Here is a 15,141-nt window from a genome sequence, read left to right as displayed (position 1 = left end):
AAACAAAGGCTACAAGCCTCCATTACAAAAATGTTATAATCGCGGTATTAAACATATATTATGGTGACAAAAATGTCTGATAATCGTTTAGTTTATTCGACCGAATTTGGAAGAATTGACACTAAAGAGCCTAAAGCAGAAATAGCAGGCAAAACTTTTAAAGATGGCCACATCAGAATTGAAAGACAAACTAAAGGCAGAAAAGGCAAAGGTGTCATGCTCGTTGTAGGTATTGATCCCAAACAGCATGATTTGAAAAAGCTTGCTAAAACTCTAAAAAGCAAGATGGGCCAAGGCGGCGCAGTAAAAGAAGGTATTATTGAAATTCAAGGCGATGACAGAGACAAATTAAAGCTTATTTTAGAAGCCTTAAAGTTCAAAGTAAAAATTGCAGGTGGATAACAATACTTTTCAATATATTCGGTAAGAACTAGCACTTTCAATAGAGTTAGAACCCTGTGTTAGCCTAAACTTGAAAAATCAAGCACTGAAATTTCTATTTAAATACAAGGCGCTCACTGTTTTGAGCGCATTGTATTTAGTTGCCACTATTATACTTACCGGTATGTACAGACTGAAATTACATCAGCGAATTAGTTTTTAGTGGTGCAGCCAAAACGATAAGAACACTGATGAGCTTCTCTTATTCGCAAATTGGGTAGCCAATTTTAAGACGAGAAAGCCACACCAACAGCAAAGCAAAGCAAAACCTCAACATTTAGTTGTTCTAAGTCAGAAGCTTAAGAGCGACTCGCGGTCGGTTTAGCCGCTCAAAACGATTACCTATAGCCTAAGAGCAGGTATACTTCTAACCCTGCCCTTTAAGCTGCGCCTTGAGCGCGTTAGCTTCTTGTTGAACACCATCTGGACCATTACTTAGCACATCTTCAATCACATCATTTGCAGAATCGTAATCTTCGATTTCTATGTAAGCTCTAGCTAAGTCTAGTTTCGCTGAGTATCCTTGTTCTTCTAAATCAACATCTGTCACATTTTCGCCAGCTAACAAGTCGTCAAAATCTTTTAACCCAACATCCATATTTGGATCTACATATGGCTCTTCATCTTGATCTAAATCTTCGCTTTGCGCCAACAAGTCATCAATATCAACAAATTGAGCTTCATTGTCTTCAAGTTCTTCTGCAACTAAACTCTCATCAATTTCTTCTTCTGAAAGTAGCGAGTCAAAGTCAACATCTACCTCGCTGAGTTCATTTGCTTCTATTGGTTCTGGTTCTGCCAGTTCATTGAGCAATGAATCAAAATCCGACTGTGTAAGATCAGACATAAATTCATTTTCAATTGCCGCTTCATCAATAGATACATCACTCGGTGGCGTATCATCACTAAGTTCATCTATGTCAGTTACTGGTAGCTGAGACTCATCATCCTCACTCGCTAATTCAAACTCAGGTAATGAATCTAGGTCAAGCGCTTCTTCGGACTCGTCCTCATCACTGCCTGTTTGTTCTTGCTGTGATTCGTCTAAGTCATCTTCTATGTCATCAGTCAGCGCTGGCTCTTCCTCAATGGCTTCCTCAGCAGCGTGTTCATCAAACTCACCTAAAGCTTCGAGATCAAGCGCTTCTTCTGACTCACCTTCATCACTACCTGCTTGTTCTTGCACTGATTTTTCTAGGTCACCTTCTAAATCATCAGTCAGCGTGAGCTCTTCATCGATGGCTTCCTCGGCAGTGCGTTCATCAAACTCACCTAGTGATTCGAGATCAAGCGCTTCTTCTGAGTCGTCCTCATCACTACCTGTTTGTTCTTGCACTGATTCATTTAAGTCATCTTCTAAATCATCAGTCAGCGCGGGCTCTTCATCGATGGCTTCCTCGGCAGCGTGTTCATCAAACTCACCTAGTGATTCGAGATCAAACGCCTCTTCTGAGTCGTCCTCATCACTACCGGATTGTTCTTGCACTGATTCGTCTAAGTCATCTTCTAAATCATCAGTCAGCGCGAGCTCTTCATCGATGACTTCCTCGGCAGCGCGTTCATCAAACTCATCTAGTGATTCGAGATCAGACGCTTCTTCGGACTCGTCCTCATCACTGCCTGTTTGTTCTTGCACTGATTCTTCTAAGTCATCTTCTAAATCATCAGTCAGCGTGGGCTCTTCATCGATGGCTTCCTCGGCAGCGTGCTCATCACTGCCTGTTTGTTCTTGCAGTGCTTCGTCTAAGTCATCTTCTAAGTCATCAGTCAGCGCAGGCTCTTCATTAGCCTCGGCTGTTGATTCGTCAAGTTCAGCCAAAGACTCTAAATCATCATCTTCAAATTGGTCGAACTCTTTTTCAGAAGGCTCAGCTAATGCGTCTGTCAACTCCTGCTCTGTTTTACTAATCGCAGGCTCATTATTCGTATCGTCTAACTCAAGCTCAGGATAACTATCTAACTCAATACTAGGCTCAACTAGATCTTCGAGCTCATCATCATAACTCTCGTCCAGAAGATCTACGTCGTCAGCTAACGGATCATCTCCTAATGCAATTTCATCTTGTTGCTCTTGATCGCTGTCCCACTCGTCAAGCTCTTCATCGTCTAGCTCATTGAGCAAGTCATCCACGCTTTGCAATTGAGACATATCAAGATCGTTATCTTTTTTATGCTCTGATAAGTCAACTCCGTCATCAATATCATCAAGTGATACATCAAACTGGCTTTTAGCTTGCGTCTGCGGTTCAACATCAAGCTCCTCTTCTAACGCATCGCCATTATCTTGGGCTTCGCTATCATCCGTTTGCGCATCATCAAGTAGCTCATCTACTTCATCTAACTCAGGCTCTGCGTCTAGCTGGTCTGCATCAGTGCTTTCTTCAATAGCCGTTTCGCCATCATCCGTTTGCGCATCATCGGTAAGCTCATCTACTTCATCTAACTCATGCTCAGAATCAGACTGATCTTCGCCCGAGATTTCTTCAATAGCTGCTTCGCTATCAGTCGCTTGCGCATCATCGAGTAACTCATCTGCTTCATCTAACTCAGGCTCTGCATCGAGCTGATCTTCGCCCGCGATTTCTTCAATAGCTGCTTCGCTATCAACCTGCGCGTCATCAAGTAGATCATCTATTTCATCCAACTCAGGCTCTGCGTCGAGCAGGTCTTCGTTGGAAGTTTCTTCTGTTGGTGCTTCGTCGCCATCAGCCTGCGCGTCATCGAGTAAATCATCTATTTCACCCAACTCAGGCTCAGCCTCGAACTGGTCTTCGATGGAGGTTTCTTCAGTTGGCGCTTCGCCGTCATCAACTTGTGCGTCACCATCACTGGTTTGGGTTTCATTTACCTCAATATTAAGTTCGCTTTCAGACTCTTGCTCTGATGGTTCATCAATTAAGTCATCAAGATCAAAGTCATCTACTTCTTCATCTTGTTGCTCACCTAGCAGGCTATCAATATCATCATGGTCTGAGCCTTGCTCTGATGCTTCATCAATTAAATCATCGATATCAAAATCATCATCATCTTGCGTGTCGTTACTACCATCGACTATCGCATCGATATCTATGTCATCTTCTTGTTGACCATCAGCTAGCTCTTCGCTTAAAGCTGCAAGAGCGTCATCACTCACGTCCAGCTCTTCTTCACTCAAGTCTGCGTCTTCTCCAAGCATGTTATCTATGTCTGAAGAGCTCAATAAATCGTCGGGGTCACCGTCCAAGTCCAAAGAAACTTCATCGCCATCCTCGGAATCTTGCTCATCGAAGTTTTGCTGTAAAAAGTCATCTAAGTCTTCGGATACATCACTGTCATCTGTTTCATCATCGAAAACAATATCTTCGTTTAAAAGACTATCTAACTCATCCTGATCTAACTCACTAGCTCCCTCTTCAAACGTATCTTCATCTAAAGTGTCAAACATAATGTCGTCATCTTCAGGTAGAATATCGTCATCTACATCCAACTGAACGCTATCTCCATCGTCAGATTCTTCCATTGATGTTGGCATGCTAGCAGGCGCTTCCGAAGGCATACCCAAATCTAAAGGATCACTCGCGGAAGGTGATTGCGGCAAAAAATCATCTTCATCATTTCCGCCTTGTTGCTCTTGCTTACGTTTTCTTAAAAAGAAGAACCCACCACCAATCGCCAACAGCGCCGGCAAAGTAGCCAGCAATGCCAATACAATTGGATTACTCAATGCTGAGCCGAAATCAAAACTGCTTTGCGCTTCTTGTTTTTGTAACGCTTGTCTTTCTATCAGGGCTGTTTGTAAGTTAATCACTGACTGGAGCTGTTGCTGAATTTCACTGTCTTTGCCAAGCTGCTCGCGAACATTTTGCAGCTCTTCTGAAATGCTACCTAACTGTTTTTTCAGCTTATCGTTTTCAATTAAAATCTCTTCCACATTTTTAACCGAATTACGGAACTGAGATTGCAGATCCATAAGTCTAGAGTCTTGCTCCAGCTGGATTGACTTCAGTTGCTTTGTTAGTGCATCTTGCGCTTCTTCTACGTCGATTTTGCGAGCTTGCGTTACTTTTTTCTGGGCCTCTTCGATAGTTTGATTATCAAGCAGGCCACTTTTTTTAAGCTCCCATAATTCATCATCCTGATCCGAGCGTTGTCTTGCTAAAGTAGGATTCTCTTTGCGTATTTCACCCATTGTTGGAATTTTTAAATAGGCACCATCACGCATATGGTTAAGATTTTGATCTAAAAATGCCTGTGGATTTTTTTTATAAAGCGCACTCATCACCTGATAAATGGTGACTGAATCATCAGGTCTGACTTTTTGAGCGATACGCCACAGGGTATCGGAAGGTTTTATTGGCCCAATTGACCGACCTTGCTGCCCATAGTCAACACCTTTAGGGCCTTTTATTTGAGGCTCTTCTAAACTATTGACAGGCAGAGTGATCAATGTGAAGACAAAGATACAAAAAACGACAAAACCGCGCATGTTGGTCCTTTCAGTACTATGTTCAACATTACTTATTTGCTAAACATCAAAATGTTGCTAATGATTGCTACTGCAAGCTCTATTCCAAGTTCAAACTATAAACCAGTTACCTAGGAATATCCATTGCAACGCATTGAAAATTAACATGCTTATAATGATTTATGATGATAAATTTATCGTTTTAAGCCATCTGAGGAGTCAAGCTTTTGACATTATTACTTTTGTTAAGGGTGATAGAGGCAAAGTGCTGCCACTTGGCAGCACTTTGAATAACCGATTTATAAGTAGTTAGCAACCAGCTCTTCTGCAATTTGCACACTATTAGTGGCAGCGCCTTTACGAGTATTATCTGATACAATCCATAAGTTTAGCCCCATAGGGTGAGAAATATCTTGGCGCAGGCGACCAACATAAACCGTATCATTACCACTTGCATCACTGACTGGTGTTGGATAATCCTGTTCATCTTCGATTAATTCTACACCTGGCGCTTCACTCAATAACTGCTTTATATGCTCAAAATCATAAGGCATACGCGTTTCTAAGTGCACCGCTTCTGCATGACCAAAAAACACAGGAACCCTAACAGCTGTTGGGTTCACCATCACGGTACTGTCACCTAGAATTTTTTGGGTCTCCCAAACCATTTTCATTTCTTCTTTGGTATAACCATTTTCTTGAAATGCATCAATTTGAGGAATGACATTAAAAGCTATTTGCTTGGTGAATATTTGACTATCAACTGGACGAGCATTCATCAAGTTTGCTGTTTGCTTGGCCAATTCGTCAACAGCTTCTTTGCCAGCACCAGACACAGCTTGGTATGTAGACACATTAATACGCTCAATACCATACGCATCATATATTGGCTTCAAAGCCACTAACATTTGAATGGTAGAACAATTTGGGTTGGCTATTATATTTCTGTTGCGAAAATCAGCTAAGCTAGCTGCGTTTACTTCAGGAACTACCAGTGGTACGTCAAAATCGTATCTAAAGTGTGACGTATTATCAATCACAACACATCCAGCGTCTGCAGCAATTGGCGCATACTTTTGCGACACACTGCCACCGGCAGAGAACAAGCCGATATGTGCTTGTGAAAAATCAAATTGTTCTACATCAAGTACTTCAATTTTTTCACCACGAAAATCGATTTCTTCACCAGCACTTCGACTACTGGCCAATGCGAACAGTTGATCTACTGGAAACTTTCTTTCTTCGAGTGTTTCTATAATTTGACGACCAACTAAACCAGTAGCACCCAATACCGCCACATTGAACTTTTGCGACATATCAATCCTCATTGTTTTCAATTACATTAAAACCTAACGTAGCAAGCATATCCCCGTAATCACTCATGTTTTCTATCTTTAGCGTACTAAACTCGCGCCTAGGAGGGTAATTTTTACGTAAGTTATCAAAGCCATAACTGGCCAAATTGGTTCGCATCAGACCATCGTCTCTACGAATATCATAAACTAAATGCACTAAACGCCCTAAATCTTGCTCAGTGAGCGTTTTTTCAGTTCTGCATTTAGTCAGTGCAGGTACGGGCAAAAATGCTTCTAACGATTTATTTGCTGGCTTACCTAAAAGCGCGCACAAACCATCATACAGCATTTGCGTTCCACGTGCTTTTCCTTCCAAACTATGTCCCGCGATGTGGACGCTGGCAAATCGAGTGTATGGCAATAACTCTGTTAGGATATTTGGCTCATTTTCCCATACATCAAGCACTAGCTCAAAACGCTGACCGCTTTGTAAGCATTTAAGTAAAGCAGAGTTGTCTATCACATCACCACGGCTGGCATTAATAATCAAAGTATCATCTTTGAGTTGTTTTAAGCGACTTTCATCCAACAAATGATATGTTTTATGCTCTCCCTCTTTAATTAGAGGGACATGAAAACTCAATATATCAGCTTGGCTCAGTACCGTATCAATATCTATATGCTCATCCAACTCACCCTGTTCATATCTAAGTGGATCGCATAGCAGTAATTTGATACCGGTGCCTGCCAGTTTTTCTTGCAAACATTTACCGATATTTCCAACACCAACAATACCCAATGACTTGCCTTGCAAACACGTGTTAGTTTCTTGTGCATAGGCATAGAGCGCACTAATCACATATTCTGCCACAGCAATGGCATTGCACCCTGGTGCATTTGTAAAAGCGACATCTCGCTGCGCTAAAAGTTGTGTATCAACATGATCGACACCAATCGTTGCTGTTCCCACAAACTTGAGCTGATTAGCATCCGCAAGTAGTTCCTCGTTTACTTTTGTTACTGAACGAATAAGTAACACATCTACATCTTTTAATGATGATGCCTTTAAATTGCGACCATCAAAACGCCTTACTTCACCTAAATCAGAAAAAAACTCTTCTACTAAAGGCATATTTTGGTCTGCAAGGATCTTCATTTACTGTTCCATACTGTGCTCGGGACCGATATTGTATACCCAAGCAACAGTAAAATGCGAGTTTGACCAGATATTCTAGCTCAGTGAGTTATTATGGTTGCACTTTAGTTTTTAACTTATGAACCCCCACCCCAATGCCAGCAAACATGGCCATAAGTAACAATAAAACGGTTAAAGTTGTCGTTTTCTGATCCGGCAAAACTAAAATAGGGCTCATTAGCACTGCTATCACATTAAAAAATGCAAGTATAAGTGCCATATGTAAGTGACCATGGTATCCATACCAAGCGCTTATTAAGAAACAAAACAAATTAAAAAAGATTGCAGGAGTATAAAGATGAACAGACATCCAAGTCGCAAATAGTGAAATACTGAGCATAATAATTGAACTAATCATTTAAGGTTCCTTCCTTAAGTAAAATCCCTCTAAAACAATAGGCACTCTTTGATGAATTGCAACCAAATCACAAAGTTCACTTTCACCTTATTTACATTAAAAAAACATAATGGCAATTAGTCGCTACAATGCGAATTTTCTGACCTAAAACTATTCTTACGTTCGTTCAACCAAATTCACTCGCTTTTACTACAGTAATAGAAGCGTTTTTCTCTTGAAATGATTTGCCTTAAAGGCTAGTCTAACCAAGGTGGTCAGACCTCTTATAAGGAAGAACAACATGACACTCTTATTTACAATCGCTTTGATAGCACTACTTAGTTTAGCAAGCTATCACAGAGCCAGCTGGAACGCCTCAGTGGGCGTTGCTGCTATTACACTTCTAATTGGCACCTTTTTTGGTGCATTTGGAGCACTTTCATGGCTGGTTTTTCTAGCCATTGTAGTACCGCTATCTTTAACCAATATTCGTCAACAGTATATTGTTGCGCCTTTGTTTAAAGCCTTTAAAAAAGTTACCCCAACCATGTCTGATACCGAAAAGTCAGCAATTGACGCTGGTACAACTTGGTGGGAAGCTGACCTATTTTGTGGTAACCCTGACTGGAAAAAGCTTCATCAGTACCCACAGTCAAAACTGACAATTGAAGAACAAGCATTCTTAGATGGCCCTGTTGAAGAAGTGTGTGCCATGTTAGATGATTGGAAAGCAACCCATGAGCTGACCGACCTACCCGAAGATGTATGGCAGTATTTAAAAGACAATAAGTTCTTTGCCATGATCATTAAAAAACAATATGGCGGTTTAGAATTTTCTGCTTACGCTCAGTCTTGTGTGCTTCAAAAGTTGACAAGTAAATCAACTTTGCTTTCTTCAATTGTCGGCGTACCAAATTCATTAGGCCCAGGTGAATTATTACAGCATTATGGAACGCAGGAACAAAAAGACCACTATCTTCCTCGACTTGCAAAAGGCCAAGAAATTCCATGTTTTGCACTCACCTCACCAGAGGCTGGTTCAGACGCTTCAGCAATACCTGACTTCGGTATTGTTTGTAAAGGCGAATGGGAAGGCAAAGAAACGCTCGGTATACGACTAACTTGGAACAAGCGCTATATTACGCTTGCACCTGTTGCCACAGTACTTGGATTAGCTTTCAAACTTCGAGATCCTGATGGATTACTGGGTGATAATAAAGAGCCAGGCATTACCTGTGCCCTGATCCCGACCAACACACCTGGTGTTAAAATTGGTCGTCGCCACTTCCCATTAAATGTGCCATTTCAAAATGGCCCTACCCAAGGAGACGACATTTTTGTACCTATTGACTACATCATAGGTGGTCCAAAAATGGCGGGGCAAGGTTGGCGTATGCTAGTTGAGTGCTTGTCTGTAGGTCGTGTTATCACGCTACCTTCAAATTCAACCGGTGGTATTAAGTCACTGGCCTTAGCGAGTGGCGCATATAGCCGTATACGTCGTCAGTTCAAGTTACCTATTGGTAAAATGGAAGGCATTGAAGAATCGCTAGCGAAACTCGGCGGTTATGCATATAGCACCGATGCGGCAGTAAGCATGTCCACTGGAGCCGTGGATGCAGGTGAGAAACCATCAGTTGTATCAGCGATTTTAAAATATCACCTTACTGAACAAATGCGTACTTCAACTATGCACGCCATGGATATTCATGGCGGGAAAGGCATATGCTTGGGTCCAAACAACTACCTAGGCCGTGGCTATCAAGGTGCCCCTATCGCTATCACTGTTGAAGGTGCAAATATTCTTACTCGTAACATGATCATTTATGGTCAAGGTGCAATTCGCTGTCATCCATTTGTTCTTGCTGAACTTAATGCGGTCGGCATGGAAGATAAGCAAGCTGCACTGGAAAGTTTTGACACATCATTAATGGGACACATAGGGTTCACGATTTCAAACCTAGTTAGAACCAAATGGCTTGCGCTAACGGGCGCTCGTTTTACAAAAGTGCCTTACAACGATGAAACAGCCGTATTTTATCGAAACGCGAGCCGCTACAGTGCCTCATTAGCGCTCATGTCTGACATTTGTATGGCTGTGTTTGGTGGCTCCTTAAAACGCAAAGAACGGATCTCTGCTCGCTTAGGTGATTTGTTAAGTTATCTATATTTGGTTTCTGCGACACTCAAGCGATATAACGATGAAGGTCGTAAAAAAGAAGATTTACCATTTGTACAATGGAGCTGTCAGGAACACTTATACCTTTGTCAGCGCGCATTGGCAGACTTAATAAACAACATGCCATCTGCAGTACTTAGAGGCATGCTCAAAGTCTTGCTATTCCCGTTTGGCCGCCCTGTTCGCAAACCAACAGATAAGCTTGAGCACAAAATTGCACAATTACTGCAAACACCAAATGACTCTCGTGAGAGGTTAGCTGCACATATTTATCTAAAAGATGAGCCTTTAAACATTTTAGGTAAGCAAGAGCAAACATTGCGAGATATTCTCGAGGCCGAGCCATTGTTTGATAAAGTGTGTCGTAGCAAAGGTCAGAAACTACCATTTATGCAACTAGATAAAGTTGCTCAAATGGGCTTAGAGGCTGGGATCCTAAACGAGGATGAAGCTGCAAAACTCAGCGCAGTTGAAGCAAAGCGTTTGGCTGTGATTAATGTTGATGATTTTGACCCAAGCGAGCTTATGGCAGGTCAAGCTGCTAAATCGCAAGGTGCAAAAGGCGCAAGCGCCGCTTAATTCCCTTACATTCGTTAAAATGAATCAAAGCCAGCTTACCAGCTGGCTTTTTTCTATTTAAAGCAAAACTTTAACTAAATACAAAGCCACAGCCAGTAAACCCCAACACGCTGCTAGGAGCTTTGGTTTACTCGCTGCACACCAGCTTATAACAGGTGCAATTAATAATGCCATCAACACATACAAATCCAAGTTGAGTAACATGACACATATTAACCAGGTAAGCAGGTATAGGCATAAAATCAAAAAGTGCTGAATAATATTTGCCTTTCCATATTGCTGAATGCTTAACCAAAACAAGCGATGTTCTTTAAGATATTTAGCCGTTTTCAAGCATAAAGTTCCCCACAATAATAAAGCTATTAATGCAACCGCAGGGCTATACCAATGAAGTAATTCTGGCCTTTCATACCCGACAATGGCTGCTCCCCAAATAAACAAAAAGCTAATAGAAAACCGCCATGCTAAAGACCAAGCATTCGTTATTCCATATAGCAGCCAGAATGCCCAAACATTTACTTTTTGAGGGTGATAAGAGAAATTTACCGGCTTAATGAAGCAGGCTAATAATAACGACATATTCATGCCAACTAAAAAGACCGTCGTAGATAACTCAAACAACAGCAGCATTAGAGCAAATATTAAAGCGTATACAACGCCCTGGGCTCTATAAAGTAACGCTATTGCGAAGCTCACCTGTGTAACAATAAACACGATTAAATGTGGTGCCCTAGCAACCTTATCACCGCCCATACTAATAACTAGAATGAGTGACATCCATAACAGAACATGACTCCATAGTACTAGCGTGATATCTGCAATTCGCTGTTTTTGAGTCCCCCTAAGTAACGAAAGATGAAAACTTCTATGCGAGGAGTCCAAAACTATAGGCCTTAATACAGTAAGGGTGAGCGTCTGCAGTAAAATGTATCCCCAAGCCACTTTGTTTGCCGCTAGCGTTGAGTTATTTTCTACAATCCGACCAAGACCAAAAAACAACGCACCTACAAGACCTGGAAGAAATACATAAAACAAAGTAGAAAGCATCAAAACAAACTGCTGCACTTGCCTAGCAAGCTCTCTAAGCGCATATCGATACGCATAAACACGATATTGAAAGTAACTCATAAGCGTCTACTTCTGACTAAACAGAGGTTGAGAAACGAAGCCAATACTTAAAAATGGCTTAGGCTCGTGACTGCTTATCAAAACATGTCCTTGATAATGACTTAACCATTGACAGATCACGTCAATTCCATGCTTATCGAGCGCGGCACTTGGCTCATCTAAAATAAGATACTCCGTGCCACGCATAATCGCGTTTAATAGTTGTAGCTTTTTGTTATTGCCAGAGGAGAGAGCAGCTACTCGTGTATCCAAAAACGAAGTAAACCCTAGCTCTTCGGCAAAAGACAAAGGCATTTCACACTGCCAAGCTTGATTAGTCATCAACAGCACTTGCCGTGAGGTTAAAAAGCTTGGAAAAGACACCCGATCAGAAGCAAGCGCAACATGCGTTTGTAAGTTTGTCACTCGCTTACCTGATAAAAATATTTGACCCGAGAAATGAGGATCTAACCCCGCGATGATTGCGAATAAGGAGGTCTTACCCAGGCCATTTTCTCCAGTCACGCATGTTTTTTGATGAGTGAATTGACTACAGTAATCGCGAAACACTAACTTATCTGCGTATTGCTTATTCAGCGAATTTATTTCTATCATTTCAACTTCCTGTTTTTTTTAGGAAGTTTATCAATTTAGGAACGCATTTTGGTGCTTTTTTCGTTACAAAGTATGTGTAATATGCAGATGATGAATCTTGAAAATCGCGTATTGAAGCAATTTAAAATAAATTGAATTTTGTAAGATTTATAAGGGAGAGTATCAAAATGGCGGAGTGGACGGGACTCGAACCCGCGACCCCCGGCGTGACAGGCCGGTATTCTAACCAACTGAACTACCACTCCACATTATTCTTGCTACCAGAGTGCTCCCTGACAGCGGCGTGAATAATACGAATCGACCCCATGAGAGTCAACAGTTTTTTTGAAAATAACCCGCTTTTTTAGTCATCTGTCATCGAAAGGTTCAAAATATCACCTGATTTGTCATTTTTTGAGCCATTTTCATCTGGCTTTTTTTGTTCGTCCTTTTCGTCCTCAGTCGCTTTTCCCTTTTTTAAAAATGAAGGCAGCTTAAAATTAAATTTTATGGGCTTATTTTGAATTAACACCCTAAAAGCAAGCCAACCAATTAACAGAACAAATAAATTGCCTATGACAACAACAGTCACCACCAAAGTTGTGTTCACTTCTGGTTCCGGCTCAGGCTCAGGAATTAGTACAGTAGGAATTGGCTTAGCGAGTTCAGGTACTTTTTCTATTGGTCGCTCAATTTCAAATTTATACATTGGTAGCGTCGCCATAAACTCGCGGCCATTAATATTTTCTCCAAATGCTGACAGCTCAATGCTATATCTGCCCCAATCATAGTTCTTAACTGGTAAAATTCGATACAAACGATTTTTTGGTTCTAAGGTAAACGGCTGCTCTTCACCATTTGGATAGAATATTTTACCTTGAAATATCAATGACTCAGGGTTAACTGTTTGATTATCTATTTTAATCATCAACTCATGATCAAACTCTTCGCTCTTTGATACACTAAGCTGATAATCAAACGGAGGTTCCGATAATAAAATTGGTTTTGCAGCAACTTTACGTTTCACTAAAGGCGTTTCGATATGAAACTCAGGACGCCACTCCCCAGCTGGAAAAGTCAGTTTAAACTCGCCAGTAAAAACACCGTCCATTGGGCGCTCGTCAAACTCTCTTCCATCATCTTTGAACTCAGTCACACTTTGTGTGCCCGCACCAAAATTGTCATAGTTTTCGTTATTGGTGCTTACAAAATCAACAACCAAAGATACAACTTCACGAAAGTACCCTATATCAATAGGCTCACCATCATTTGTAACCCTTCCGGTCACCTTCAGTGTTTCACCTCTAAAGATAAGCGGGGGCAATGGTTCAACCTTTAGTTCAATGTCACCAATAACCATAACTCGACTATCTGGTTGAATATTACCTATGACTTGCCAAGGGCCTGGCGTTGGATTATCTATCACAATTAAGTCAAAGCTCACTTCATCATGCCACTGCAAAGAGTCATCGCGTAACGCATGTGTCGCATAGATTTTGCTACCATCTGGCTGCACTAATACAACAGCGGGTGAGCCGGGTTTTCGAAAAAATAGCAACGATATTTTTTCAACTTTGTGGTCAATTCTAAAGCGGTTGTCTAACAATGGCACTTCATTAGAGACACCGTCACGCTCAAGAACCGTGACCGAGGGAGCAGCCATCAAACAAGTTGTTATCACCATTAAGATGACCCCAAACCAAAACCGCCTCATATTGTTACCTCGTTACTTTTGCCACAGCGTATTGCCATCTTTATTAACCAATTGTAATCTAGCTTCGTGGGCTAACAGTTCATCAGAAGACGCTTTTACAACTTTTAGCCTTGCTCTGTCTGGTGCTAATCGACGAATACTACCGCCGTCATCTTGCTCGTTCGATTCATTACCTGATGCCAAGTTCAGTTTAACCTGGCCCCCTGTCATACCAAGATAAACATCAGCTAATATCTCAGAATCCAGTAAAGCGCCGTGTAATGTACGCTTTGAGTTATCAATATCATAGCGTCGACATAGTGCATCTAGGTTATTCTTTTGACCTGGGTGCAAATTACGCGCCATAACGAGCGTGTCTAATACTTGACAGTACTCATGCGTAGCAGGAAAGCCTTGATTAAGCATAGCAAACTCATGGTCCATAAACCCAACGTCAAACGGTGCATTATGAATAATAAGCTCTGCACCTTTTATATAGTCAAAAAACTCCTGCGCAACTTGGTTAAACATTGGCTTATCACGCAAAAATTCATTGGTAATACCGTGTACATCGATGGCTTCTTCTTCAATTTCTCTGTGAGGGTTGATGTATACGTGAAAGTTATTGCCTGTTAAACGGCGATTGATCAATTCTACACACCCGATCTCAATGATCCTATGGCCTGCTTTAGGGTCAATCCCTGTTGTTTCTGTATCTAGGACTATTTGCCTTTTTAACATATCGTCTGAAGCCCAACTTTGTTATGGTTAACCATTAATAATTACATTCTACATAAAAACAGGTCTATTCGTGCAAAAAACAGTAGAGATTTATACCGATGGCTCATGTCTTGGGAATCCGGGCCCAGGCGGCTACGGTGTATACATGAGTTATCAAGGCCATGAAAAGCAGTTAGCACAGGGTTATGAGCTTACGACTAACAACCGAATGGAAATGTTAGCCGCTATAGTCGCACTCGAAACACTGACGCGACCTTGCCAGATTATCTTGTACACTGACAGCCAGTATGTAAAACAAGGCATTGAGTCGTGGCTAGAAAACTGGAAAAAGCGCAACTGGAAAACAGCTGCTAAAGCCCCTGTGAAAAACGTAGACCTATGGAAAAGGCTAGATACAGCATGTCAACGCCATGATATCGAGTGGCGTTGGGTAAAAGGACATAGCGGCAATAAATATAACGAACTTGTCGATGATTTGGCACGCGAAGCTGCATCGTCTAATTCTTTAGAAGTCGATGAGGGCTACCAAGCTTAGT

At 41.4% G+C, this 15,141-nt stretch carries 11 protein-coding genes and 1 tRNA gene; 3 read left to right on the top strand and 9 right to left on the bottom strand.

The features are described 5' to 3' along the window. The first annotated feature begins 72 nt into the window (after positions 1 to 72). A complete protein-coding gene (locus GDK41_RS05110) occupies positions 73 to 402 on the top strand; it encodes a stress response translation initiation inhibitor YciH (RefSeq protein ID WP_152085398.1) in 330 nt (109 codons plus the stop codon). A gap of 406 nt (positions 403 to 808) precedes the next feature. Here GDK41_RS05110 and GDK41_RS05105 read toward each other — a convergent pair whose 3' ends face one another. The 4 genes from GDK41_RS05105 to GDK41_RS05085 all read right to left on the bottom strand — a co-directional run bounded on the left by GDK41_RS05105 (position 809) and on the right by GDK41_RS05085 (position 7,733). Then, positions 809 to 4,906 (bottom strand): FimV/HubP family polar landmark protein, encoded by a 4,098-nt coding sequence (locus GDK41_RS05105; protein WP_152085397.1) that lies wholly within the window; start codon positions 4,904 to 4,906, stop codon positions 809 to 811. 278 nt (positions 4,907 to 5,184) lie between these two features. Further along, complete coding sequence (locus tag GDK41_RS05095; protein WP_152085395.1) at positions 5,185 to 6,201, bottom strand: aspartate-semialdehyde dehydrogenase; 1,017 nt, start codon at positions 6,199 to 6,201, stop codon at positions 5,185 to 5,187. A 1-nt stretch (position 6,202) separates the two neighbouring features. Beyond that, positions 6,203 to 7,336: a 4-phosphoerythronate dehydrogenase gene (locus GDK41_RS05090; protein ID WP_152085394.1), complete on the bottom strand. Its 1,134-nt coding sequence runs from the start codon at positions 7,334 to 7,336 to the stop codon at positions 6,203 to 6,205. Positions 7,337 to 7,427: 91 nt separating this feature from the next. Next, positions 7,428 to 7,733, bottom strand: a complete 306-nt coding sequence (locus GDK41_RS05085; protein WP_152085393.1) for a DUF6419 family natural product biosynthesis protein — start codon at positions 7,731 to 7,733, stop codon at positions 7,428 to 7,430. 280 nt (positions 7,734 to 8,013) lie between these two features. On the opposite strand from GDK41_RS05085, the gene fadE reads away from it, so the two are divergent. Next, positions 8,014 to 10,470, top strand: a complete 2,457-nt coding sequence (fadE, locus tag GDK41_RS05080) for an acyl-CoA dehydrogenase FadE (protein WP_152085392.1) — start codon at positions 8,014 to 8,016, stop codon at positions 10,468 to 10,470. Positions 10,471 to 10,527: 57 nt separating this feature from the next. Here the strand turns inward: fadE and GDK41_RS05075 are convergent, their stop codons facing one another. The 5 genes from GDK41_RS05075 to dnaQ all read right to left on the bottom strand — a co-directional run bounded on the left by GDK41_RS05075 (position 10,528) and on the right by dnaQ (position 14,605). After that, on the bottom strand, positions 10,528 to 11,598 hold the full coding sequence (locus GDK41_RS05075) for a DUF6136 family protein (RefSeq protein WP_152085391.1): 1,071 nt from the start codon (positions 11,596 to 11,598) through the stop codon (positions 10,528 to 10,530). 6 nt (positions 11,599 to 11,604) lie between these two features. Further along, positions 11,605 to 12,192 (bottom strand): ABC transporter ATP-binding protein, encoded by a 588-nt coding sequence (locus tag GDK41_RS05070; protein ID WP_152085390.1) that lies wholly within the window; start codon positions 12,190 to 12,192, stop codon positions 11,605 to 11,607. Positions 12,193 to 12,360: 168 nt separating this feature from the next. Next, positions 12,361 to 12,437 (bottom strand) — tRNA-Asp (locus tag GDK41_RS05065). A 98-nt stretch (positions 12,438 to 12,535) separates the two neighbouring features. Then, positions 12,536 to 13,885, bottom strand: coding sequence for a TIGR03503 family protein (locus GDK41_RS05060; RefSeq protein ID WP_152085389.1), 1,350 nt, complete (start codon positions 13,883 to 13,885; stop codon positions 12,536 to 12,538). A 12-nt stretch (positions 13,886 to 13,897) separates the two neighbouring features. After that, on the bottom strand, positions 13,898 to 14,605 hold the full coding sequence (dnaQ, locus tag GDK41_RS05055; RefSeq protein WP_152085388.1) for a DNA polymerase III subunit epsilon: 708 nt from the start codon (positions 14,603 to 14,605) through the stop codon (positions 13,898 to 13,900). A 70-nt stretch (positions 14,606 to 14,675) separates the two neighbouring features. Here dnaQ and rnhA point away from each other — a divergent pair, with 70 nt between their 5' ends. Continuing rightward, positions 14,676 to 15,140 (top strand): ribonuclease HI, encoded by a 465-nt coding sequence (rnhA, locus tag GDK41_RS05050; RefSeq protein ID WP_152085387.1) that lies wholly within the window; start codon positions 14,676 to 14,678, stop codon positions 15,138 to 15,140. Position 15,141 lies beyond the last annotated feature (1 nt).

Origin of the sequence: Pseudoalteromonas sp. A25 (assembly GCF_009176705.1) — a bacterium.
Classification (GTDB): Bacteria; Pseudomonadota; Gammaproteobacteria; order Enterobacterales; family Alteromonadaceae; genus Pseudoalteromonas.
Note: the sequence above shows the minus strand (reverse complement) of the source record. Positions and strands in the feature narration are given on the sequence as shown.